The organism is Blautia sp. AM29-29 (assembly GCF_003480555.1).
Lineage (GTDB): Bacteria > Bacillota > Clostridia > Lachnospirales > Lachnospiraceae > Fusicatenibacter > Fusicatenibacter saccharivorans.
In genome coordinates this window covers 81714-105963 of sequence record NZ_QUJD01000009.1, presented here as the reverse complement: position 1 = coordinate 105963, position 24250 = coordinate 81714, and the positions used below count along the sequence as shown (strand labels likewise).

Sequence of the window (24250 nt, the reverse complement as noted above, 5' to 3'; positions counted from 1 at the left end):
TTTTCTTTTCGCTTTATTCTGTTTTAGGCAGCCGCACCTCTACGACGGCTCCGTAATTTTCATCCATATTGGAGCACGTAATGCTCGCCCGTTCGCCGTACATCAGCGCCAGGCGGCGTTTTATATTGGAGATGCCGACATGGTGACGGCCGTGGTAGATGATAGGCGTGTCGTTTTCGATTGCATCCAGTGCCTCTTTCGAAAATCCGTTTCCGGTGTCGGAAATACAGATGTAGAGGTACTCACCGTCCTCGTACGTCTCGTTTGTGAGATATAGGGAAATCTCACTCTTCCGGTCCAGGGATACACCGTGTACTACGGAGTTTTCCACCAGTGTCTGCAGCAGAAGAGACGGAACCTTCCATTCTCCGATATCACCATCCGTCGTTGCTTCAAAGGAAAAGGCTTCTTCTCCGTACCGCAGCTTCTGGATGCGGATATATGCCTCAATGTGTTCCAGCTCTTCCTCCACATCGCGCTGCTTCTTGGAATCCTGGAAAATGTAGCGCATATAGTCGGACAGCACCGTTGTGATCTCAACGATCTCGCCTTCGTTATTCTTATCCGCAATGCCATGGATCAGGCTCAGGCAGTTCAGAAAGAAGTGTGGCTTGATCTGTTCCTGCGTGTATTCCAGCTCGGCTTTCTGTTCGGCAAGCTCTTTTTCGTAGATCGCAATTTTCAATCCCTGTATTTTCCGCAGCAGCTCCTTGAATTTGCCGCTCACAGACTCCAGCTCTAACAGATTGTTGCTTCCATCGTCATTCAGACTCTGCTCTTTTTCCAGCTCCTCCAGTTTTTGTCCGAATTTTTCCAGCGGTTCCAGAATCCGGTGGTAATATGCTGTAATTTCCAATGCGCAGACAATCAGAAGAACCGCGATCAGGACGACAAATGCAATCTGCATAATCAGTACATTCTCAAGAATACCTCCTCCCGGCAGAACCATAAGATTGATTTTTCCGACCGTGCCAAGCTGGTAGGAATAGACCGTCGCATTTTTCTTCTTTCCCGCTTTGGAAAAATCGATAATCTCATTCTTATATTTTTCCGATGTGTCTGCCTGCGTCATCACGCGTCCTCTGGCATCTACCATAAACGGAATGACATCATACTCCTCTGTTTTGGCGCGGATGGTCCGGAAAATCAGATTCAGATTGATGACACAGCCGATGACTTTTTTGTTTTTCGCGTACCAGCCGACAATATAGTCGTCGTCGCCAAACGTAATCACAGTCCATTGTGTGCTGATCGAATCCTTTGATGTCATAATCTGCAGATATGACATCAGCATCTGATTCAGTGTTGTCATTCCCTTACTCTCGGTAAACATAGTTCCGCTGTCCGTAATCAGAACATTGGCTTTCTGACCGTAGACAAAGAAGGTCTGTACCTCATGATAACGGATTTTCAGTACACGGTTTCGCTCTCGCAGCGTCTGCTCCATTTCATAATACTGAGCATCTGTCGATGTTATCTGATCCGGGATTTCTTTGATATTGCTGTCAGAATCCAGCAGATAGATCAGTTCACTGTTGATCTGCGACATATCACGGTTGATCTGATCAACATAGAGCTTTGCCGTATCGGCAATGTATTTATCTGCCAGCTTACGGTTTTCCCAAATGCCCCAGAGCAGGCAGACAACAAGCCCCATCAAAACCAGAAAAACCGGAGTTCCAAGCCGCAGTGACGTATCCTTCATACTGCGTATTCGAACGCTATGCAGCATCCTTCGTTTTCCTTTCTGCCAGAGATTCATAAGCACATCCACCCCTCTTTTTTTCTACAGAGCAACTGCCGGACGCCGCACCTTACCGCGCAGCTCCGGCAGTCATTTTACACTCACGGAATATATTTGCAGCTATGTTCTTTGTAACACAGCCCATTATATCACATTTTTTCGCTTTGTCCATGCAAAGTCCGTGTTTCACATGGCAAGAACAGGATTTTTTGTTACCGTTCGCCTGCTACCGGTGAGCGGTAACATTCTCTTATTCAGAAAAAATGTTCAGCAGATGTTCTGTATCTGCTCCTTCCCTTACGAATACCGGAATGATATCCATCGGTGCAGCAACCGTTACGTTCTGTCCTCCCTCATACTTTTCTCCGGTCCATGCGTTAAACCATGCCGTTCCATCCGGGAGATAAACCTCGCGCTCCGTTACGTGATCCTCCGTCACAGGTGCAACATAAAGATCCGGTCCGAACAGATAGGCATCCTCCACATTCCAGCTTTCCTGATCTGTCGGGAAATCATAGAAAACAGGCCGCATCATCGGAGTTCCGTCCTCATGTGCTTTCTTCATCTGTGTCCGGATATAATCTCTCAGGCGCTCACGCAGGAAAATGTATTTCTTTGAAATTTCATATGCCGTATCGCCAAAGCTCCAGATCTCATTATCGCTGCCGGAGCCGATCTGCTCTGCGCCGTAGCCCTCCTGTGGATTGCGGTTTCCATGCAGACGCATGACAGGACAGAAGCATCCGTACTCAAACCAGCGGATGTACAGACGATGGAAATCCGGGTCATCGGTTCTGGCACCGTGGAAACCGCCAATATCGGTGGTCCACCACGGAATACCGGCAATCGCCATGTTAAGCCCTGCCTGTACCTGGCGCCGGAAACACTCAAAGGTACTTACAATATCGCCTGACCATACGAGTGCACCATATTTCGCGCTGCCTGCCCAGGCAGAACGGATCAGGCTGATTGGCATGGTATCGCCTTCTGCCGTCATGCCGTCATAGAATGCTTTCAGATAATATTTCGGATAAATATTTCCGACCTCCTGTACGCTTCCGAGCTGATAGCGGTAGTTCTTGAAATCGTAAACGCTGTATTCCGGCTCTGCCACATCCAGCCAGAAGAGTTTTGCACCCTGATCGTAATAATTTTTCTTAATTTTTTCCCATACATATGTTCTTGCATCCGGGTTGGTTGCATCGAAAAAGACTTCATTTCCACCGCAGAGCATCGTCAGCGGTACGCCGTGCTCCGTGCGAACCAGATAGCCCTTCTCTTTCATCTCCTCGAAGTTTTCGGAATAAATGTCAACGGTCGGCCATACCGACACAACAACCTGAATTCCCATCTCCTTTAATTCGCGGCACATGCCCGGCACATCCGGCCAGTATTTCGGATCAAATTTGAACTCGCCCTGCTTCGTCCAGTGGAAGAAATCGACGACAATCACATCAAGCGGCACACCGAGTTCTTTGTATTTTCTTGCTACAGACAGAAGCTGTTCCTGATTCCAGTAGCGGAGCTTACACTGCCAGAAGCCCATGCCATATTCCGGCATCATCGGCGGTTTTCCGGTCAGCGTCATATAATTCTCCTCGATCTCGGCAGGCGTATCACCTGCAATCACAAGATAATCGATTTCTTTCCCGGATTCCGTTACCCATTCCGTTCCATTGTTTGCAAACATCACCTGTCCGACGCCCGGGTTGTTCCATAAGAAGCCGTAGCCGATACTGGAAAGATAGAAAGGAACACTGACCTGAGAGTTTCTTTGTGCCAGCTCCAGCATACAGCCCTTCAGATCCAGCTCATGCTGCTGATACTGTCCCATTCCGAAGATTTTCTCACCTTTTCTTGCTACAAACCGCGCTACAATACGGAAATTATCCCCGACGCCGTTGCTGTACTCGCGTCCCATGATGTTGAGCGGCATGCTTTCCTCATCGCGCAGACGGCGGAAATGCTCCTTTAACAGAACTCTTCCATCCTCATGATAGAACGTAATGACGCTGCCAGAATCAATCACTGCATGAAGCTTTCCATTTGTGATTTTTCCGTAGGAAGTATCCGTTCCCTCATACATATTGGCAAAGGCTCCGCCTTTTGCTGATGGATCCTCAAAGATTTCAACCTCTCCCGCATGCGCGTCCTTTGCTTCCAGCGCCCAGTCGCGGCCGGTAAAGCTTCGATTTTTTGTCGCGCGTACACGCAGTGCATCTTTTCCCCACGCTTCGATGCAGACGGTCTCGCCATCGTAAGAATAAATTAACTTACCCTCTTTTTCCCAAAACATGTAAAAATCCTCCTTTTGTCAAAAACGGCAGGTCATTTCTGGCCTGCCGTTTCTCCTGCTGTTTGGCACTTCAGACATTGACCCGCCGGATCAACGCCTGCTTCTTACAGGTAATATTTTTTTCTGTTTATTTTGCCAGATTTTCTTTGTATGCATTGTAAGCATCTGTCTGAATCTGAAGGAACTCGTCAATGCCCATAGCTTTCAGCTGATCGATGTAGGAATCCCACTCATCATCAATGCCGCCGTCTACTACCCAGTGCGCATACTGTGCTTCTACATATTTATAGATATCGGTTCCGATTGCCGTGATTCTGGAAAGGTCTTCGTCGGTATACTGAACCATCGGGAATCCACAGTTTTTCTCAGTATCAACGTATTTCTCATTGATCGCATCATCGGCCAGTTTGACACCGTCGCCCTGATCCTCCGGAAGAGAAACTTTGTCATAGAAATCCTCGTTCATGTATTTTGGTCCGAAGTCACGTAAGGAGTTGGACCATGCGGAAGTATCCAGAGAAGATCCATCGCTTGGCACATCTACATTGTAGGTTCCGTCGCCATTGTCTGTGATCTGGCTTCCGATCGTACCATAGAAGGTCTGTAACGATGCAAGATCGGTGTAAAATTCATCCGCCCATTTCAGCAGGGTGTCAGGATCTTTACAGTCTTTGGAGATCATGAGCTCACGGTCGGAGATATCAAGGTAATTGGTTGCTGCTTCTACGTAGTGGTTTCCATCGTAGCCTTCTACTGCCTCAAGAGTCTTAAACTGATTTACGTTCGGACCAACCTGGGCGTCTGCAGTCCATCCAAAGATAAGACCTACCTGAGAACCGCCATCAGCCTGCTGTTTTGCTGTCTGCATAGAGCCATCCTGTGTGAAGTACTCTGGGTCAACAACGCCCTCTTCCCATAACTGACGCATCCATTTTACTGCTTCTTTGTAATTTTCTTCCATCGGCATGAAGACCGGTTTTCCTTCGCCATTCAGTCCCATGTAGTTTCCGTCACGGCTTACCATGGTTCCGAACGGGGAAAGGATGTGGCGCAGATCGCCACTTAACAGTCCGCTGCTTGCCGCATTTGTGATACCGATCTCGTTGGTCGGATCGCCGTCGCCGTCAGCATCTTCTGTCGCAAATTTAACAAGAACCTCTTCCAGTTCTTTATAGGTCTTCGGAGTTTCCAGTCCTAAGTTATCCAGCCATTCCTGGTTGATGCACATAACATCGCCGCAAACCTTCGGACGAAGCGGAAGCTTCTTCGGTAAGCTGTAGATTCTTCCGTCACGGCTGGTGCAGACTGCTTTCAGTTCCGGATCAGCCTCAAAGGCTGCTTTCAGGTTTGGCATATCTTTTTCGATCAGATCTGTCAGATCCAGGAATGCCGATTTGTTCTGTGCCATATCTGCCTGTGTTAAGCAGATGGAGCCAAGGAATGCATCCGGGAGGTCTCCGGAAGCCAGCAGCAGAGATTTCTGCTCGGACCAGTCACTGTTGTAATAAACCTGCCAGTCGATGTTGATATTCATCTTGTCCTCGATTTCTTTCATGACGCCTTCATGCAGGAAATCGGTCGGCCAGGTATCGGTCCATCTTACCGTTGCAATTTTGTAGGTTGGGCGGTCACTGGTATCTGTCGTGTCACTGGCAGAAGATTCTGTCTTGGCAGAGCTTGCTGCAGTGCTTCCACTCGTACTTTCCGTTCCTCCATTGCTTCCACATCCTGCAAGCAGTCCGGCTGCCATTGCGGCCGAAAGAGCAACGCTCCAGGCCATTTTTGTTTTCTTTCGCATCATCATCTCTCCTTTATGATTTTTATTTGCAATACTTCTCTCCTATCCGCAGGATCAGCCTTTCAGTGATCCGAGCATAACACCCTGATTGAAGTATTTCTGCACTAACGGGTACATACACATGATCGGCGCGGAGGAAACCACGATGATCGCGTATTTGATAAGATCGGCCATCTGCTTTGCCTCAACGGCTGCAGCGCCGGTACTCATGGCACTCATGGTCTGATTGCCGACCAGAATGCTTCGAAGGACAATCTGCAGCGGCTGCAGACTTTCGCTTCGGATATAAATCAATGCATTAAAGTAGGAGTTCCACTGTCCTACTGCTGCCCACAGGGCAATAACAGCGATAACGGCTTTGGAAAGCGGAAGCACAATCTTGAAGAAGAATCCAAGGTATCCACATCCATCCAGCTGCGCCGCCTCCCAGAGATCCTCCGGGATACTGTTGTTGAAGAACGTTCGTCCTACGATGATGTAATACGTTACAACGGAGAACGGAACAACCATAACCCAGAAAGTGTCCAGCAGATGAAATCTCTGTACTGCCAGGTAGGTTGGGATCAGACCGCCGGTGAAGAACATCGGGATCAGGTAAAATGCTGTGAAAAATCTTCTTCCATACAAATGCTTTCTGGAAAGCGCGTAGGAAGCCGGAACATTGACAACGAGTGTCACAAGCGTTCCCATAATTACGTAAGCAATCGTATTACGGTAGCCGGTCCACAGCTTTGCATAGCTCGCCAGCTGTTTGTATCCTTTGAAGTTAACTCCTTTCGGAAGGAACATAATCTGTCCGTTGGATACGGCTGCCGGATCACTGAACGACGCAATGATGATGAAGTACATCGGATACAGGGTGATGATGATCAGAAGCACGCCGATCGTATACAGGATGATATCGAAAATCCAGTCTTCTCTGGATTTCTTTACTTTATTTGTTGATACTGCTTTTGCTTTACTCATATCTTTGCTCTCCATTCCTATGTAGGCTCAAAATTCTGTCAGATCAGTGAGGTATCACTCATTTTACTGGAAATAAAGTTGACTGCCAGAAGAAGAATCAGGTTGATAATGTTGTTGAACAGGCCAATTGCAGCGGAAAGGCTGTACTGGCTGCTCACAAGACCCATCTTATACACATAGGTGGAAATGATCTCACTTGAGGTACTGTTCAGTGTATTCTGCAGCAGGTAAACCTTCTCAAATCCAACGCTCATGACGCTTCCCATTCTCATGATAAACATGATGGTTGCCGTCGGCAGCAGAGCCGGAACATCGATGTGGATCATTTTATGCCATTTGTTGGCGCCGTCCATCGTTGCCGCTTCATACAGGGTCGGGTCTACAGAGGAAAGTGTTGCGATATAGAGGATACTGTCCCATCCTACATGCTGCCATGCCTCAGACCATACATAAATGTGTGGGAATGCTTTTGCACTTCCCATCAGGTTCGGGAGCTTGAATCCAAGCAGTCCGACCAGCTTTGCGATAATACCTGTACTCGGGGAGAGGAACAGGATCAGCATTCCGGCCATAACAACGGTGGAGATAAAGTGCGGCAGGTAGGTTGATACCTGGAAGAATTTTTTAAACTTCTGTGCCTTCATCTGGTTAACCAGCAGTCCCATGATAACCGGGAGCGGGAATGTTACCGCGATGGTGTAAAGACTGATGATAATTGTGTTTTTAATGGTCAGACCGAACTGATAGGAGTTAAAGTACTGTTTGAAGTATTTCAGTCCAGCCCAGCTGCTTCCCATAATTCCATCCGCAGGTGTAAAGTTTTTAAATGCAATCACAATTCCGTACATCGGGTAGTACGTAAACAGTGCAAAAATGATAATGGAAGGAAGCATCAGTAAATATAATGGCCTGCTTCTTCTCACTCCCTCTACAAATCCTATGGAACTCTTCTTTTTGGTTTTACTATGGTTGGCGCTCACATATCATCCCTTCTTTCCTTTAGATTTCTTTTTCTCGTCTCAACCGATGAACATATTATACAAAAACTCGCCTCATTTTTCTAACATTTTCCGGCAGTCTGTATATTAAAAAAAAGACGTTTTCGCAACGTCTTTTTTTAAGTAAAATCTGTTTTTTGTTATCTATCACGTTTTTTTGTTATTGACACCATTTTTTTGTTATTTCTGACGGCTCCGGTATTCATTTGGCGTACATCCAACCAGCTCCCGGAACGTTTTACTGAAATAGGAAAAATTTCCGTACCCGACTTCCATCGCAATTTTGCTAATCGGCAGGGATGATGTGCGCAAATATTCTTTTGCCCGTTCAATTCTGCGCTCGGCGATATAATTTGGCAACGACATTCCCGTCGTTTTCATAAAAAGTTTGGAAACATAATCTTCCGAAAGAAAGACTTTTCCTGCCAGCACCGGCCGTGAGAGATCTTCTCCCAGATTCTGTTCAATATATGTTTTCAGCTGATCCACCACATTGTCGCTGTGTGTTTCGCTCTTTTTCTGTCCCTCCAGTACAGCAAACAGATATTCGATAAATTCCCGGCTTCCAACTACAGAAAGACAGGCTTCTCGTCTTCTGTGCTCGAATTCTTCTCTTTCAAAAATCTGTTCAAAAGCGATTCCACGGTCTTTTAAATAGCCATAAACCGTCTGAACCAGTTCTCCGATAAAACGAACGGTAAAATCTTTTCGCATTCCACCCGCAGCCCGGCGCTGTGTAATATAGCCCTGCAGAGATTTCCTTACCTGCTGCACAGAGTCCGTCTGCTCCATTTCTGCAAGATACGTTTTCCAGGATGGCTTTTGATATTCACGTTCCACAAAGTACCAGCGGTCTTCGTACAAAATTCCTGTCTCATCCGGCACGGCGTATTTTTCGATTTCTTCCAGTTTATCCCGGCTTTTTGGAATCTCTTCCAGCGTAACGGGTTTTCCCATATAGGTACAGAATCTTGCCGGAACCGCACCGGAAAGACACTTTCTCCATTCCTCCAGCTTTTCTTCATCCCCTGCATTTCGGATCACGTTCCGCAGTACAATCGCCCACTCCAGATCACTGGCATGGACAATGGCTTCCACACGCCGCCCTCTTGTTTCAAAAAATTCTGTCGTGACATTCTCAATCACAAAATTCTCCAGACTGATTTCTTTTTTATAATATTCTTTCGAAGGAATCTCCAGAACACGCAGCTGGATCAGGCAGAATTTTTCTTCCGGATCGTCATATTTCTTTTTTGCCTGCTCGATCCAGTATTCTTCCTGCATACACTGGATCAGAAGATCTTCCCATAGTTTCTTTTCTTTCTGTTCTGTATTTTCCTGTGCTTTTGTCTTCTGCTGTTTTTCCTTTACAATCTCGACCAAACGAAGAAGCGCGATTTCCAGATCTGTATTGGAAATCGGTTTCAGAAGATACTCTCTGGATGAAAGTTTCAGCGCCATCTGTGCATAGGCAAAATTTGCATAACTGCTCAGGAAGGCACATTCGATATCCAGTTTTTTATATCGGATCCATTCGAGCAGTTCCAGCCCGTTTCCCTGTGGCATGTCGATGTCACACAAAAGCATTTCGATTGGATATTCTTCCAGCAGTTTTTGCGCCTGGCGGATATTGTTTGCCGTAAAAACCATATCGATTCCGATTTTACTCCAGTTCACAGTCTCTTCCAGCTTATCGACCAGCAGCTTATCATCATCCACGATCAGAATAGTAATTGCCATAAAAAAGCCCCCAATATTTTTTAAGGCCAGCCGGCAGATTCCACTTACATAGAATATTCTGCCAGTTGGCCTGCTTAAAAACTATTATATCCTTTTTATTCTTTTCCGTCAAAGCAATAGGTACACATTTTGCACTTCGGCAGTCCAATGGATTCTACCAGATCATCGAGGCGGTGATACCGGAGGCTGGTAAAGTTCTGACGGCGGCAGATTTCCTGGCACATGGATTCGTAGCGGTCGCTCTTCGGATCTGCATATTCCTCCAGTGTTTTTTCTGCATTTTCTCCTTCTTTTTCGAGGATGATCCGTCTGGTAATCAGATCAAGCTCGGATTTGGAACGGGAAAAGTTCAGGAACTTGCATCCATACAGCAGCGGCGGGCATGCCGGGCGGACATGAACTTCTTTTGCACCGCTCTGATACAGAAACTCAGTCGTCTCCCGAAGCTGTGTACCGCGCACAATGGAATCATCAATCAAAAGCAGCTTTTTCTGATCGATCAGTGCCTGTACCGGAATCAGTTTCATGCGTGCGATCAGGTTTCTCTGCTCCTGATTGGTCGGCATAAAGGAACGCGGCCAGGTCGGAGTGTATTTGATAAACGGTCTTGCAAATGGAATTTTAGACTCATTGGCGTAGCCAATCGCATGGGCGATACCGGAATCCGGCACACCGGCAATGAGATCCGGGTGAACATCACTTCCCGCATCACGTTTTGCAAGCATGGCACCACAGTGATATCGCATCTCCTCGACGTTAATCCCCTCGTACGATGCTGTCGGATAGCCGTAGTAAACCCACAGGAAAGAGCAGATTTTCATCTCCTCCTGCGGCGGAACAAGCATCTCCACGCTCTCCGGTGTGATAAAGTCGATCTCTCCAGGTCCCAGTTCATGATAATCGGTATAGCCAAGATTCAGGTAAGCAAAATTTTCAAAGGAGGCACAGTAAGCGCCCTCTTTTTTACCAATGACAAGTGGCGTACGGCCTTTTTTATCACGGGCGGCGTAAATTCCGTCTTTCGTCATTAAAAGCAGCGTCATGGAGCCATCCACCACATCCTGCAGATGACGAATACCTTCCGTAATCGTTTTTTCGCTGCAGATCAGAGATGCTGCCAGCTCTGTGGCATTGATCTGTCCGGTGCTCATTTCCTGGAAATGCGTCCGTCCGTTTCCATAAACATTCTCCAGGAGCTTGTCCATGTTGTTAATCTTTCCAACGGTTGTAATCGCAAAGCTTCCAAGATGTGACTGGATCAGGAGCGGCTGCGGTTCATAGTCGGAAATGCATCCGATACCAAGATGGCCTTCCATCTCTGCTACATCGCGCTCAAATTTTGTACGAAACGGGGAATTTTCTATATTGTGGATTGCACGGCTGAAACCATTTGCTCCATAGGTCGCCATTCCTCCTCGTCTTGTACCGAGATGAGAATGATAATCTACTCCATAAAACAGTTCCAGCGTACAGTCTTCTCTTGATGCAACTCCAAAAAAGCCTCCCATTTGTCGTTTACCTCTCTTTTGTATTTTTTCTCCCTTGTGATGCGAAACGTATCGGTAATTCGGGCCATGGTCCTTTTACACCGTTTCGATTTGCACATACTTTCTTTTCTGTTATAGTGTAACACGATTTTTCCCGGATTGTAAAGTTTTTCTAATAAATTAGCTCACGAAAATAACTCACGTTAATAAATCATTTTCTGGCTGTTTTCACAAATTTTCCCGGATATGGTCGATAAACTTCGTTGCGGCAAGGCTGAATGGCTGTTCTCTTTTCCAGGTAAAAACACTGCGGCAGATGATCGGCGGATCTAAGAATCGTCCGACAATCTCGTCTTCCTTCCATAGTTCGGAGACTCCCTGCACCGTAATGAGATACCCGAGTCCCTTCCGAACCATTTTTGCTCCATTCGTCGGCATATTACAGGTAAATCGAACATTCAGCTTCTGATAATATGCTCCGAACCAGTTGGTAATCTCATTTTGCACATCCTGTCTTCTTGGCAGGATCAACGGAAGATCTTTTAAATCTTCCGGATGTACGACTTCTTTTTGTGCCAGCGGATCATCCGGGCGCATCAGCACCTGCTGCCGCTCTCCTTCTTTCAGACGCACAAACTCATATTTTCCCACATCAACCGGCTCCAGAAGCAGTGCAACATCCATCAGACCACGATCCATCTGCTCTTTCAATACATCTGCTGTTCCCGTCACCAGATCAAACGTCACGTTCGGATATTTTTGGCTGAAGGTTTCGATCAGATCTGCCAGAACATTCACAGACCTTGTCTCTCCGCATCCGATTGTCACATGTCCGTCGATCAGTGCTTCCTGCTCTGCCAGTTCTTTTTCTGTCTTATCAATCAGCCCGATAATTTCTTCTGCCCTGCGGCGCAGCAGGATTCCCGCATCCGTCAGCCGGATTCTCCTTGTTCCCCTTTCAAACAGGATCACTCCCAGTTCTTCTTCCATCTGGGACAGCTGACGGCTTAAGGTTGGCTGCGTAATATGCAGCATCTCTGCCGCACGGCTGATGTTTTCTTCCCGTGCTACGGCAAGAAAATAGCGAAGTACTCTTGTTTCCATATGTCTCCCTCTCGTTTTTCTCTCATTTTATTTCTGGCCTTTGTTTTATTTTGCTCTTTATTTCTTTTCCTTCCTGTTTTTCAGAAAGAATTTTCTTTCTTCTACTATATCGCTTTTTTTGTTTTCTGAAAAGAAAGTATTGATTCTTTTTTTCAAGTATGATACTTTGAAATTGTTGCGTACAGAGGTTCTGCGTTAAACTTAACGCAAATTTTCTGTACCTGTTTGCTATCCACAGAAATCAGAAACACGCGCATTTTTCTCTGATTTCCTATGATAATTTTTTGTATCAGGAGGGTTTTACTATGGTTTCACTTTTGCTGCCTGTCATTTATCTGGCATTCATCAGTCTTGGACTGCCGGATTCTCTGCTTGGCTCTGCGTGGCCGGTCATGTACCAGGAACTTGGAACTTCCGTTTCCGCAGCCGGTATCATTTCCATGATTATCTCTGCCGGAACAATTGTTTCCAGTCTGAACAGTGACCGGCTGAACACACGGTTTGGCACCGGAAAGGTCACCGCTGTCAGTGTTCTGACAACCGCTGTGGCACTGTTTGGTTTTTCCATCAGCCATTCTTTCTGGGCCCTGTGCCTCTGGGGAATTCCCTACGGTCTCGGCGCCGGAAGCGTCGATGCCGCTTTGAATAACTACGTTGCGCTTCATTATAAGGCGCGCCATATGAGCTGGCTGCACTGCATGTGGGGTGTTGGCTGCAGTACCGGCCCTGTTGTGATGAGCTGGGCAATCAGTCACCTGAACTGGAACAAAGGATATCTCATCATTTCCATTTTCCAGATTGTGCTGACATTGGTTTTGTTCTTAAGCCTTCCTCTTTGGCAGAAACCTGCCGGAGCTGCCGAAGAGGATACCTCTGTTCCGGCGGAGCGGAGTTTTTCCAGTCTGATCCGTGTTCCTGGTGTCAAAGAGGTGCTGATCTGCTTTTTCTGTTACTGTGCAGTGGAATCTACTGCTGGCATGTGGGCTGCAAGTTATTGTACGCTGTTCCGCGGTATTGATGCACAGCGTGCCGCAAGCTGGGCCAGCCTGTTTTACATTGGTATTACCATCGGACGTTTTATCTGCGGTTTCGTTACCATGAAGCTGAACGATCAGAATATGATTCGTCTGGGACAGTTTTTCATCGCCGTTGGTGCGGTTCTGATGCTGCTGCCGTTTGGCGATTCCCTTCTTTTTATCGGCCTGATCCTGATCGGACTTGGCTGTGCGCCGATTTATCCTTCCATCATTCACGAGACACCGGCAAACTTCGGTGCTGACTTAAGCCAGGGAATCATCGGCATCCAGATGGCCTTTGCTTACGTCGGAACCTGCCTGATGCCGCCGGTTTTCGGTGTTCTCGGCCAGCATATTTCCTTCGGACTGTATCCGGTATTCCTGATGGCCATTTTGATTCTGATGGTTGTAATGGCAGAGCGGATGCACCGCGTAACGGCGGAAAAGAGAAATTCTTATAAAGCCAACTATTAATCCAATTATTCTGCAGCAGAATGGTCCCCTTGGATCAAACTCTGGTATACTGGTACATCTGATCAGGTTACTCCCTGATCAGATGTACTTTTTGTAAATTTCGGAAATTTTTTCAAGCACGCTCCGCTTCAAACTCTTTCACCAAATCCTCCAGCAGGTTTCTGATCTGCAGGTGCTGCAGACATACTTTCTCACATTTTCCGCATTTCACGCAGTCTGATGCCTTTCTGCCCGGTGCAGTATATACAAGATTGTGATAAGAAATACTGATACATCACGCCAATTTTCCTGTTTCATTCCTCAATCATGCCAAAGACATCTTCAATCTCGCCCATATACAGATAATGGAGATCGCCATCTTTATATAAAGTATCGCGCGTAAATTCCGGCAGATCTTCTTTCTCCATTCTGACCGCATAGATTTTTTTGCAGACAAAGGTCAGCTCTGCCTCTTCAAATCCAACCGCATTTCCCAGCATCTTCGGTGTCAGACTGGTCAGACTGATCTTATCCGGCACATCATTTCCCGATTTTGATCCCAGGATTCCAAGATCCTTCCGATATTTCTCTGAAAAAAAGCAGACCGTAAACTCGTCTTCCTTCTGCAGAATCTGATGCGTCCGGCGGCTTTCCCGGATAAATACGGTAATGATCTGCTTTCCTTTCTTTGGCGGTCCCCAGATCGTCCCCATCGTACCCCATCCGATCGTCATCGTATTATACTCCCTTGGCGTACCCGCAGTACACAAACCCCAGCGGTCATCAAAAATAGAAAACACATCATACTTTGCGGTTTTAAAATTCTCCATCGTAATGTTCATACTACATTCCCCTTTCGCTGATTTGCTTTGTTATCCTTAGCATACCGTACGGTAGTAACTACCGGGCAAGAACTTTTTTTCGAAGCCTTGAATTTTTATAAAAACAGGGAATTTTTTTATTTTAGAAATAAGAATTGTATGTTATACTAATGAACGTTGCCACTCCCAGACAGGCAGAGAAGGGAGGGTTGACAGTGCAAGAACTATTCATTTCATTTTTTCTTTCCGTTATGGCAAGTATAGTAGCCTACTATATCTGCAAATGGCTGGACGGTAAGAAATAACTGGCAGCCAGCCTAAGGTTTAAGCCGCCTTGCCCAAAAGGCACAGAAAGCCCCACGAGTTGCAGCTCGTGGGGCTTTTGTTGACTTTGCAAGCCATTCATTTCATTGCCTATCGGCATTATAGCATATGAAAATTTAAAATGCAATATTCTTAAGTTTTAAAAATAAGATTTCTTTTTCATCTATTTTTCCACAACGCAAAAACCGGAATGCTTACACATTCCGGTTTCCAGCAGAGCGCGAGACGGGATTCGAACCCGCGACCCCAACCTTGGCAAGGTTGTACTCCACCCCTGAGCCACTCGCGCATTTATTAATTTTTATCTTGCTAAGTGCTCGCTGCACCTTACAAATGATACTATACAGGAACTCCCCTCATTTGTCAATACCTATTTTCAATTTTTTTCAAAAAAAATCAAAAGTATCTACGATTCCCTCAATTTTCGCTCTCCATCAGACCCCCGCACAGCTGTCTTCCCCCCACAAATTCACACCGAACCACCCTCCTGACGAATCCAGACTCCTTTCCATCCGTCCTCCCAACCCCACATGCTCACGCCGATCCGCCTCCTGGCGGATCCAGACGCTTTACCCCCGTCCCCACCGTCAGACCTCGCGTGGCTTCGTACCTGCGGTGCAGCGGGCATAGAAAAAGAGGGCAAGAACTGTGAGCGCAGAAGGGGCCCGGAAAAATGGGATGACCTCTGGTGCACAACACCAGAGGTCAAAACGCACTGAGTCGGGAAACCATCAGGTTTCCTGACGAATTGCGTTGATTCCCATTTTTCCGGGCCCCTTCCGCGCCACAAGTTCCGCCCTCTTTTTCTCGCCCGCTGCACCGCAGGTACGAAGCCGCACGAGGTCGTCCGTATTCACCTCTACGCCTTCAGAATCGCGCTCAGCACATACTGATTATTTGAGAAGTTTTTCTGCGAAATATCCCCGAGTCTGATCAGGTCAACATCCAGCCACAGCTCCTCTGCTGCCACCATCATATTTGCAAACATAATCCCGAAATTCACCTCATCCCACTTCCGAAGCTTCTCCACACTGTGCTTCTTCGAGAAAATATGAATCCTGTTATCATACACCACAAATCTCCACGGCTGGCTGTTCATACTGGATGGCGACAGTCTCGCCGCTTCCAGCATCTGCGTCATCCACTGCCGCGGCACCTCTTTGAACACACAAAGATCCTCCAGCGGCAGTCTCTTTGCTTCACTTTGCCGTCTCGTATGCGAACCATGACTCTTACCAAAAGCGACGATCCCCACCAGCCGCTTTCCGTTCTTCTCAAGCTCCGCCTTTTTCACACGATTACTTCCGATAAAGCAGGTTCCCAGTCCGATACTGCACAGATACAGCACCATCTGTTCCATAATATAACCCACGTTCATCAGATATCGTTCTGACTCCTCCGAATAAAAAGCCATATAATACGGCGCCTTCACACTGAACATACTGAGCATTCTCTCCTGCCCTTTTCTGTTGTCCAGAATCGCCATATCCACACCGATGCCCGAAAACAGTGCCGGCATCTCCTTATAATGCTCCCAAATCTTATCCAAAGTCTGCGGCGGAAGCGTATCAAAACAATAATTCCTTACTGATTTTCTAACAAAAATAGCCTCATATAAATTCATACTCTCACCCTTACTTCATCTGCTATCCGTCTGTTTTTGTTACAGTTCACTGCTGAATGAACAGTAATATTTCTTTCATAGCCGGCCGCGGCCCGCTCCCCATTTTTACAGGAGCAAAGCCGCATTCCGAAAAATTTACGTTTAATCTTCCGCATTCGACAGAAATACGGAAATTCTCCCTCTTAATCGCAAATATTTTTCAATTTCCAGCTCATCCATTTTTACTCTGTAATAATATTGTAACATATCCAAAAACTTTTTCAAGGGAAAAACGCGCCAAATTTTGTATATTTTTCACACATATTTCCCATCAAATTTATGCAACTTTAAAACCTGTGCTTACGCTTCCGCGGTCAGCTTCTCCAGCTCCTCCACATAAGAAGCAAACACATCCAGCGCCTCTTCCACCGGCTCCGGCTTCGTCATATCGACGCCGCAGATCTTCAAAAGGTCAATCGGATCCATCGAGCAGCCGCCGCTTAAGAACTGTTTGTACTTCTCCACGATACCCGGCTCCCCTGCCAGGATCTTGCTGCTGATCGCAATCGCCGCCGAAAATCCCGTTGCATACTGATATACATAGAACGGTGTATAAAAATGCGGAATTCTCGCCCATTCCAGCGCGATCTGCGGATCCGAAATCATATCCGGTCCGAAATACTCCTTGTTGATCGACAGATACAGCTCCGAAATACCGTCCGCCGTCAGCGTGCCTTCCTCTGCCATCTTCTCATGAATCCGCTTCTCAAACTCCGCAAACATCGTCTGGCGGAACACCGTTCCCTTAAACTGATCCAGGAAATAATTCAGCAGGAAAATCTTCTCCTCTTTTTCTTTCGCATGCTTCAGCAGATAGCGGATCAGCAGTGCCTCGTTGCAGGTTGATGCCACCTCAGCGACAAAGAGGCGGTACTCCGCATACGTAAACGGCTGCGTATGGTTCGAATACCAGGAATGCAGCGAATGGCCCATCTCATGCGCCAGTGTGAAGACCGAATCGATATTTCCGTTAAAGCTCATCAGCACATACGGATGGGAATCGTAAGAACCCCAGGAGTAAGCACCGCTCTTTTTTCCTTCGTTCTCATAAACATCCACCCAGCGCTCCGAAAAGCCCTTGTCCAGCAGTGCCACATAATCATCCCCGAGCACGGCAAGCGCTTTCTTCACGATCTCGATCGCCTGCTCATACGTATATTTCTGCTCGTACTCTTTCGTCAGAGAAACGTAAACATCATACATATGAAGTTCATCCACACCGAGCAGCTTTTTACGCAGTGCCACGTAGCGGTACATCGCCGGCATTTTTGCATGAATCGCCTCGAGCAGCTTGTCGTAAACCGAAACCGGGATATTTCCGCCATCCAGCGATGCAGCCAGTGCAGATGGATATTTTCTTACATCTGCAAAGAATGCGGCCTGTTTCAGATTGGCACCGAACGTTGCGGCGAGCATGTTTTTGTGTTTTTCATACTCCGCATAATACTTCTCAAACGCTTCTTTTCTGACCCGGCGGTCCTTCGACTGTAAAAATCCGACGAAGGTGCCGTGGCTCAGTGGAACCTGATTTTCCTCTTCATCCGTGACCGGCTGGAATCTGAGGTCTGCGTTCGAAAATGCCGAGAAAATCTGATCCGGGCTGGATGCCATCTCTCCGGCTTTTGCAAGAACCGCCTCCATCTCCGGCGAGAGAATGTGCTCTTTCTTGCGGAAGTTTTCTTTTAATATGCGATCGTACAGACGGAGCGGCTCATATGCTTTTTCAAATTCTGTAACCGTCTCCTCGTCAAGCTCCAGGATCTCCGGCTCTACGAAAGAAGAGGCATCCGCAAGAACAGCCATCATGCTGTCCATCTTTCCGGCATAGCCCTGATACTTCTGATTTCCCATATCCTGGTGATATTTCTGGCTTGCATAGACATACAGGCTGGAAAAGACACGGCTGATGTCATCCAGACCGGAAAGAACGTCATACAGCGCTTCTGCACTCTCTTTCATTGTTCCCTGTTTTGCGCGGAACGCTTCTATTTTCTTCGCAAGCTCCTGCTCTGTTTTCTCAAATTCTTCATCACTACCAAACAAACTCGAAAGATCCCAGCAGTACGCCGGATCCATCTCTTCTCTTTTTTTCAGTTTAATTTCTGCCATATTTCTCCCTTCATCCATCTTTTTAGACGGAACTATTTCTGCGGTTTTTCTTCTAATACTAATGTGCCGCACTTACGTTTAGTTTACCACAATTTAACCTCTAAATCTAAAATTTTTTCTTAATTTTCTTGACAAATCCATAAACCGATTGTATGATTGTACTATCAAATTAATACAGTAGTACAAAAGGAGTGAATGCCATATGCCATGGAATCTTGATTCCTCGCGGCCGATCTATCTGCAGATCATCGAGCGGGTACAGATGGACATCATCACCGGGCGCTATCAGCCGGGCGATAAGCTTCCGTCCGTCCGCGATCTTGCGCAGGAGGCCGCCGTCAACCCGAACACAATGCAGAAAGCGCTTTCCGAACTGGAACGCAGCGGACTGATCTATTCCCAGCGGACCAGCGGACGCTTTATTACCGAAGATAAGGAGTTGATTCATCAGATGAAAAAAGAACTTGCCGCCGCAGAAGTATCTGCTTTTGTTGCCCACATGAAACAGCTCGGCATAACCCCGGAGGAAATCCGGCAGCTACTTGCCGAAACGATTGAGGAGGAAGAAAATCATGAGTGAACTTATAACGTGTAAAGACCTGACGAAGCGCTTCGGAAACCACACCGCGCTCGATCATCTCAACCTTTCCCTGGATTCCGGGAAAATTATCGGACTGCTGGGGCCCAACGGAAGCGGAAAGACGACGCTCTTAAAGCTGCTGAACGGACTGCTGACCCCGAGTGAGGGTGAAGTCCTCATCGCCGGAAATCATCCCGGTATTGAGACAAAACGGATCGTCTCCTATCTGCCGGATAAAATGTATCTCGGCAGCTGGATGCGCGTCTCGGATCTTTTAACGTATTACAGCGATTTCTTTGAGGACTTTGACATGTCCCGCGCCAATGCCATGCTGGAATCCTTAAAAATCAGCCCGAAGGACCGTTTGAAAACGATGTCGAAGGGAACGAAAGAGAAAGTCCAGCTCATCCTCACGATGAGCCGCCGCGCAAAGCTCTACTGCCTCGACGAGCCGATTGCAGGCGTCGATCCGGCAGCACGCGATTACATTTTATCTACGATTTTAAACAACTACGAACCAGACGCATCCATCCTCATCTCAACACATCTGATTTCCGATGTCGAAAATATTCTCGATGAGGTCATCTTTATCCAGGAGGGCCAGTTAAAACTGCACGCCTCGGTTGAGGATATCCGGATGCAGGAGGGTGAATCGATTGATTCTTATTTCAGGGAGGTATTCAAATGTTAAAAAAATGTCTGAAACATGAGTGGAAAGCATGCTGGAAAAACATGGCGCTGCTGAACGGTGCCGCCATTTTCATGGGCGCTCTCGGAGGCTTCGGATTCCTCTTTTCCCAGCTTTCTGAGCTGCCGGATCTGCTGATCGTCCTCTATCTGTTTGCGTACGTTTTGATTGTGATCGCCGCATCCGTCATGACACAGGTGCTGATGATCCAGCGCTACTATAAAAATCTTTTTACCGACGAAGGGTATCTGACCAACGTCCTTCCGGTATCGGCAACGGATCATATTCTCTCCAAAATGCTGGTTTTCGGCGCATGGAGCATCTTAAACGCACTTTCCGTTCTCGCTTCCTTCGCTTTTTTGCTTCTGCCGTCCGCAATCCGGTATTTTACCGCAAACACCCTGCTTTTTTACAACAAGACCATGACCTTTTCCGATTTTCTGTCCTATCTCTGGGCACAGATTACCGGTGTTGCCGATGCTGCTTTTTCCCTGATCGGCATCACGAACCACATCAGTATGGCACTGTTTTCCATCGTTGGCTTCTTCGCTTCGCTGTTCTTTGGCATTCTTCTGTTCTATGCCGCCATCAGCATCGGAAGCCTGGTATCCAGCCACAAAATTCTGACGGCTGTCCTCTCTTACATCGGCATGACTACCGTGATCCAGATCTTCGGCGGAATCAGCATCGTCCGTGTTTTCCAGGACTCCACACCGACTGCTGTGGTTACCACATCCTCGGTTTCCACCCTTATCATCACCGTGGTGCTCTGCGTTGTTCTGTTCCTGATCTGCCGCTATATCTTAAGCAGACGGCTGAATCTTTCATAAAAATTGCATTAAAAAACGCCGCCGCGGACGAACCGAATCGTCTGCGGCGGCGTTTTGTATGCATGTTCTGCACTTATGCCAGATGCCAGATATCCTCGTTATACTGTGCAATGGTACGGTCGGAGGAGAAGAAGCCTGCTTTTGCGATGTTGATCAGGCACTTCTTGTTCCATGCATCTTTGTTCTCGTAGTCTTTGTATACTCTTTCTTTTGTCTTGATGTACTCTTTCAGGTCGAGCAGCGTCATGAACCAGTCTTTGTTCAGGATCTCTTTGTAGAGTCTCTCCAGGCAAACCTTGTCGCCGATAGCAAGAAGCTCATCGCTGACGATGAAATCAACCAGCTTTGCAATCTCCGGATCTTCGTCATAGATGTCTTTTGAGCAGTAAGCAGCATCTGCGTACAGGTCGATGACATCCTGCGGTTTCTTTCCGAAGATGTAGATGTTCTCTTTTCCGACAAGATCGCCAATCTCAACGTTTGCACCGTCTTCTGTTCCAAGAGTCAGGGCACCGTTCAGCATGAATTTCATGTTTCCGGTTCCGGAAGCCTCTTTGGATGCCAGGGAGATCTGCTCGGAGATATCTGCTGCCGGGATCACCTTTGCAGCTTTTGATACGTTGTAGTTCTCAAGCATAATCACTTTGAAGTACGGGCTTACCTCAGGATCGTTATCAATCAGCTCCTGCAGGCACAGGATCAGATGGATGATATCTTTTGCGATGATATAAGCCGGTGCAGCCTTTGCACCGAATACCATGGTGATCGGGGTTTTCGGCTTGTTGCCGCTCTTGATATCCATGTATTTGTAAATAGCGTACAGGGCGTTCATCTGCTGGCGTTTGTACTCATGAAGACGTTTTACCTGTACATCGATGATGGAATTTTCATCCAGCGCGATATTCTGTGTCTCATACAGGAACTGTTTGAGATCCAGTTTTCGGTTGTGTTTGATCTCCTCAAGTTTTGCAAGAACCTTCTTGTTGTCTTTGTATTTGAGCAGTTTTTCCAGCTCGTCGGCATCTTTTTTGAATCCCGGTCCGATCAGGCTCTCGATATACTGTGCCAGTTCACGGTTGCAGTGCAGCAGCCAGCGGCGGAAAGTGATTCCGTTTGTCTTGTTGTTGAATTTCTCCGGATAAATATCGTAGAACGGTTTCAGCTCGGAGTTTTTCAGGATCTCGGTGTGCAGTGCTGCAACGCCGTTAACAGAAAATCCGTAGTGGATATCCATGTGTGCCATGTGGACGCGCTGATCCTTGTCGATGATCGCTACTTTCTCATCTTTGTATTTCTTCTTTGCCTGTGCGTCCAGCTCGTGGATAATCGGCATCAGGTGCGGAATAACCTCCTCGAGGTAATCGATCGGCCATTTTTCCAGTGCCTCTGCCAGGATGGTGTGGTTGGTGTAAGCACAGGTCTTGCTTACAACATCGATGGCTTCCTGCATGGTAAAGCCTCTCTCCTGCAGCAGACGGATCAGCTCCGGAATGACCATGGACGGATGGGTATCGTTGATCTGGATCACAACGTGATCATACAGCTTGTGCAGATCGTAGCCCTTCTGCTCGCACTCCATGAGGATAAACTGTGCGCCGTTGCTGACCATGAAATACTGCTGGTAGATACGAAGCAGCTGTCCGGCACGGTCGCTGTCATCCGGGTAGAGGAACAGTGTCAGGTTTTTCTGGATCTGATGCTTGTCAAAGTTGATGCTGTCTGATGGAACGATACTCTCGTCTACCGTATCTACATCGAACAGATGCAGACGGTTACAGCCATTGTTGTAACCCGGTACGTCGATATCATACAGGGTAGAATGCATCGTGAAGTTTTTATACGGAACTGCAAAGGATACCGGCTGTCTGACGAGCCAGCTCTCATTTGTGATCCATGGATTTTTCACTTCTTTCTGTTTGTGGTCGACCAGAAGCTGGCGGAACAGACCGAAGTGATAATTAAGGCCGATACCGTCTCCCGGCAATCCAAGTGTTGCGATAGAATCAAGGAAGCATGCTGCCAGACGGCCAAGGCCTCCGTTTCCAAGGGACGGCTCCATTTCCATTTCCTCGATCTCCGTCAGTTCTCTTCCGTGAGAAGCGAGTGCTTTTTCTACTTCCTCATACATGCCAAGGTTGATCAGGTTATTGGACAGCAGTTTTCCGATCAGAAACTCTGCTGAGATATAATACAGCTTCTTATTTCCGGTGTTTCTTTTGCGACCTGCCATCTCCTGTTTTGTGATGACCATCAGGGCTTCAAAGATTTCGCTCTTTGTGCAGTTGTCCAGATCTCTTCCAAAACGCTCTTTTAAGATTGCCTGAATTCTTTCTTCCATTCTTTTTTCTCCTCGTGTTGCTGTGGAAAATTCCCACAGTGTAATTTGGTTGCGCTGCCGTTCCGGATTTTCTGCGATCGGCAGCTTTCACAGCTCCATGCAAAGCTTTTCCTTGAATGGGACTGTTCACTTCTGAATCACTTTTTTGCGGCAGCGAAACTGCAAGGGTTTTACTGCTGCGCGATCCGCGACTTTGTGGATTCCCTTACGACGAGTTCCCCATCGTATACTTTGCTGCAGGGTTCTTCTTTTCCTGAAATTAAGGAAAACAGCATCTTTGCCGTCTCTGCAGCAAGCTGCTCCACCGGCTGGCGGATCGTTGTGATACTGGGTATATAATACTCTCCCGCATCAATTCCGTCAAATCCTGCAACGGAAATATCATCCGGCACGGTAAGCCCGGCCTCTTTTAAGGCACGGCACGCACCGATTGCCAGCGTATCCGCGGTGGCATACAGCGCGGAAAACTCCGTCTTTTTTTCCAGAATTTCTTTTGTTATCTTGTACCCTGTGGCGAAAGAATACGTGTCGTCCTTCGTCATATGAAATACCAGATCAGGGTCATAAGGTATCCCATGATCCAGTAAAGCCTGGCGGTACGCATTCAGACGGAGGCGTCCGATACTGATGTCGTCCTCGCAGGCGGTAATGATGGCAATGCGCCGGTGCCCGAGACCACAGAGATAATCTACCATCTTATAGCTTTCCCTGTAGTCATCGACCGATACGCTCGCGCACGGTTTTCCTCCGTCTGAAACCGCCCCGATTGTACTGATCACGTACGGAACCGGGATCTGCGCCATTTTCTCATGCGGATGCGTAAAGTTTCCGCCGAGGAAAATGATGCCGCGCAGCCGTTTTTCTTTGACGATCTCGATCGCGGAGTCTACCTCATTTGCCTTTTCCTCTACTCGCTCAATAATGCAGGCGTATTTCTTTTTTCGCACAACCTCTTCAATCACACTGATCATGTTGTTGAAGAACATGTTGTCCATGCCTTTTACCAGAATGGCAATCGCTTTGGCATTCGACCGCTTCAGATTTCTGGCACTGTTGTTCGGTACGTAATTCGATTCGGCAATCACCTTTAAAATCATCTCTTTTGTTTCCGGGTTGATGTCCGGATGATTATTCATCGCTCTCGATACAGTACTCACGCCTACCTTACATTTGCGGGCAATGTCCCTGATTGTTACCTGTTCCATATTCTGCAGGCCTCTCCTTTAAACTCTGTACCTGTTCTGCCGGAATCTCTTCCGGCTTGTTTTCCCGGCCTGTTTTGCTTTCTCTCCGGC

18 protein-coding genes and 1 tRNA gene are annotated in these 24250 nt (G+C 47.2%); 4 read left to right on the top strand and 15 right to left on the bottom strand.

Features of this window, described 5'->3' with window-relative positions; all coding sequences use genetic code 11:
- Window positions 1–13: 13 nt before the first annotated feature.
- The 8 genes from DW769_RS08430 to DW769_RS08395 form a co-directional block, all read right to left on the bottom strand.
- A complete protein-coding gene (locus DW769_RS08430) occupies window positions 14–1762 on the bottom strand; it encodes a sensor histidine kinase (RefSeq protein ID WP_118750244.1) in 1749 nt (582 codons plus the stop codon).
- A gap of 232 nt (window positions 1763–1994) precedes the next feature.
- Window positions 1995–4040 (bottom strand): glycoside hydrolase family 31 protein, encoded by a 2046-nt coding sequence (locus tag DW769_RS08425; RefSeq protein ID WP_118750243.1) that lies wholly within the window; start codon window positions 4038–4040, stop codon window positions 1995–1997.
- Window positions 4041–4167: 127 nt separating this feature from the next.
- Window positions 4168–5838 (bottom strand): extracellular solute-binding protein, encoded by a 1671-nt coding sequence (locus DW769_RS08420; protein WP_158579811.1) that lies wholly within the window; start codon window positions 5836–5838, stop codon window positions 4168–4170.
- Between the two features lie 54 nt (window positions 5839–5892).
- Window positions 5893–6804 (bottom strand): carbohydrate ABC transporter permease, encoded by a 912-nt coding sequence (locus tag DW769_RS08415; RefSeq protein WP_118666577.1) that lies wholly within the window; start codon window positions 6802–6804, stop codon window positions 5893–5895.
- 38 nt (window positions 6805–6842) lie between these two features.
- Window positions 6843–7727: an ABC transporter permease gene (locus DW769_RS08410; protein WP_243105438.1), complete on the bottom strand. Its 885-nt coding sequence runs from the start codon at window positions 7725–7727 to the stop codon at window positions 6843–6845.
- Between the two features lie 255 nt (window positions 7728–7982).
- Complete coding sequence (locus DW769_RS08405) at window positions 7983–9542, bottom strand: response regulator transcription factor (protein ID WP_118750242.1); 1560 nt, start codon at window positions 9540–9542, stop codon at window positions 7983–7985.
- Between the two features lie 95 nt (window positions 9543–9637).
- A complete protein-coding gene (locus tag DW769_RS08400) occupies window positions 9638–11050 on the bottom strand; it encodes an amidophosphoribosyltransferase (protein WP_117813789.1) in 1413 nt (470 codons plus the stop codon).
- 207 nt (window positions 11051–11257) lie between these two features.
- A complete protein-coding gene (locus DW769_RS08395) occupies window positions 11258–12133 on the bottom strand; it encodes a LysR family transcriptional regulator (RefSeq protein ID WP_117813786.1) in 876 nt (291 codons plus the stop codon).
- A 305-nt stretch (window positions 12134–12438) separates the two neighbouring features.
- Here DW769_RS08395 and DW769_RS08390 point away from each other — a divergent pair, with 305 nt between their 5' ends.
- Window positions 12439–13623 (top strand): MFS transporter, encoded by a 1185-nt coding sequence (locus tag DW769_RS08390; RefSeq protein ID WP_055227985.1) that lies wholly within the window; start codon window positions 12439–12441, stop codon window positions 13621–13623.
- A 293-nt stretch (window positions 13624–13916) separates the two neighbouring features.
- Here DW769_RS08390 and DW769_RS08380 read toward each other — a convergent pair whose 3' ends face one another.
- The 5 genes from DW769_RS08380 to pepF form a co-directional block, all read right to left on the bottom strand.
- Window positions 13917–14444, bottom strand: coding sequence for a flavin reductase family protein (locus DW769_RS08380; protein WP_118750241.1), 528 nt, complete (start codon window positions 14442–14444; stop codon window positions 13917–13919).
- 520 nt (window positions 14445–14964) lie between these two features.
- Window positions 14965–15036 (bottom strand) — tRNA-Gly (locus DW769_RS08370).
- Between the two features lie 442 nt (window positions 15037–15478).
- On the bottom strand, window positions 15479–15604 hold the full coding sequence (locus DW769_RS17040) for a hypothetical protein (RefSeq protein ID WP_264466072.1): 126 nt from the start codon (window positions 15602–15604) through the stop codon (window positions 15479–15481).
- Window positions 15605–15606: 2 nt separating this feature from the next.
- Window positions 15607–16371: a nitroreductase family protein gene (locus DW769_RS08365; protein WP_022462268.1), complete on the bottom strand. Its 765-nt coding sequence runs from the start codon at window positions 16369–16371 to the stop codon at window positions 15607–15609.
- 339 nt (window positions 16372–16710) lie between these two features.
- Complete coding sequence (gene pepF, locus DW769_RS08360) at window positions 16711–18519, bottom strand: oligoendopeptidase F (protein WP_226906295.1); 1809 nt, start codon at window positions 18517–18519, stop codon at window positions 16711–16713.
- A 202-nt stretch (window positions 18520–18721) separates the two neighbouring features.
- Here pepF and DW769_RS08355 point away from each other — a divergent pair, with 202 nt between their 5' ends.
- The 3 genes from DW769_RS08355 to DW769_RS08345 are packed head-to-tail and all read left to right on the top strand — an operon-like array spanning window position 18722 to window position 20617.
- Window positions 18722–19099: a GntR family transcriptional regulator gene (locus DW769_RS08355; RefSeq protein WP_022462266.1), complete on the top strand. Its 378-nt coding sequence runs from the start codon at window positions 18722–18724 to the stop codon at window positions 19097–19099.
- Complete coding sequence (locus DW769_RS08350) at window positions 19092–19790, top strand: ATP-binding cassette domain-containing protein (protein WP_117760691.1); 699 nt, start codon at window positions 19092–19094, stop codon at window positions 19788–19790. The genes DW769_RS08355 and DW769_RS08350 overlap by 8 nt, the downstream gene beginning before the upstream one ends.
- Window positions 19784–20617 carry a hypothetical protein gene (locus DW769_RS08345; protein ID WP_118750240.1) on the top strand — a complete coding sequence of 278 codons (834 nt, stop codon included), beginning with the start codon at window positions 19784–19786 and terminating at the stop codon, window positions 20615–20617. Before DW769_RS08350 ends, DW769_RS08345 begins: the two co-directional genes overlap by 7 nt.
- Before the next feature lie 73 nt (window positions 20618–20690).
- Here the strand turns inward: DW769_RS08345 and DW769_RS08340 are convergent, their stop codons facing one another.
- Together DW769_RS08340 and DW769_RS08335 are read right to left on the bottom strand one after the other, a co-directional pair.
- Window positions 20691–22955 (bottom strand): glycogen/starch/alpha-glucan phosphorylase, encoded by a 2265-nt coding sequence (locus DW769_RS08340; RefSeq protein ID WP_118750239.1) that lies wholly within the window; start codon window positions 22953–22955, stop codon window positions 20691–20693.
- A gap of 170 nt (window positions 22956–23125) precedes the next feature.
- Entirely contained in the window at window positions 23126–24160 is a 1035-nt protein-coding gene (locus tag DW769_RS08335; RefSeq protein WP_117802081.1) for a LacI family DNA-binding transcriptional regulator, read from the bottom strand.
- Window positions 24161–24250 lie beyond the last annotated feature (90 nt).

What these genes read in the sequence shown, in the direction of transcription:
- DW769_RS08340 (WP_118750239.1), bottom strand. Translation starts at nt 22,955, where the DNA reads ATGGAAGAAAGAATTCAGGCAATCTTAAAAGAGCGTTTTGGAAGAGAT.
- DW769_RS08390 (WP_055227985.1), top strand. Translation starts at nt 12,439, where the DNA reads ATGGTTTCACTTTTGCTGCCTGTCATTTATCTGGCATTCATCAGTCTT.
- DW769_RS08430 (WP_118750244.1), bottom strand. Translation starts at nt 1,762, where the DNA reads ATGAATCTCTGGCAGAAAGGAAAACGAAGGATGCTGCATAGCGTTCGA.
- DW769_RS08345 (WP_118750240.1), top strand. Translation starts at nt 19,784, where the DNA reads ATGTTAAAAAAATGTCTGAAACATGAGTGGAAAGCATGCTGGAAAAAC.
- DW769_RS08420 (WP_158579811.1), bottom strand. Translation starts at nt 5,838, where the DNA reads ATGCGAAAGAAAACAAAAATGGCCTGGAGCGTTGCTCTTTCGGCCGCA.
- DW769_RS08350 (WP_117760691.1), top strand. Translation starts at nt 19,092, where the DNA reads ATGAGTGAACTTATAACGTGTAAAGACCTGACGAAGCGCTTCGGAAAC.
- DW769_RS08425 (WP_118750243.1), bottom strand. Translation starts at nt 4,040, where the DNA reads ATGTTTTGGGAAAAAGAGGGTAAGTTAATTTATTCTTACGATGGCGAG.
- DW769_RS08365 (WP_022462268.1), bottom strand. Translation starts at nt 16,371, where the DNA reads ATGAATTTATATGAGGCTATTTTTGTTAGAAAATCAGTAAGGAATTAT.
- DW769_RS08355 (WP_022462266.1), top strand. Translation starts at nt 18,722, where the DNA reads ATGCCATGGAATCTTGATTCCTCGCGGCCGATCTATCTGCAGATCATC.
- DW769_RS08415 (WP_118666577.1), bottom strand. Translation starts at nt 6,804, where the DNA reads ATGAGTAAAGCAAAAGCAGTATCAACAAATAAAGTAAAGAAATCCAGA.
- DW769_RS08405 (WP_118750242.1), bottom strand. Translation starts at nt 9,542, where the DNA reads ATGGCAATTACTATTCTGATCGTGGATGATGATAAGCTGCTGGTCGAT.
- pepF (WP_226906295.1), bottom strand. Translation starts at nt 18,519, where the DNA reads ATGGCAGAAATTAAACTGAAAAAAAGAGAAGAGATGGATCCGGCGTAC.
- DW769_RS08380 (WP_118750241.1), bottom strand. Translation starts at nt 14,444, where the DNA reads ATGAACATTACGATGGAGAATTTTAAAACCGCAAAGTATGATGTGTTT.
- DW769_RS08335 (WP_117802081.1), bottom strand. Translation starts at nt 24,160, where the DNA reads ATGGAACAGGTAACAATCAGGGACATTGCCCGCAAATGTAAGGTAGGC.
- DW769_RS08395 (WP_117813786.1), bottom strand. Translation starts at nt 12,133, where the DNA reads ATGGAAACAAGAGTACTTCGCTATTTTCTTGCCGTAGCACGGGAAGAA.
- DW769_RS08400 (WP_117813789.1), bottom strand. Translation starts at nt 11,050, where the DNA reads ATGGGAGGCTTTTTTGGAGTTGCATCAAGAGAAGACTGTACGCTGGAA.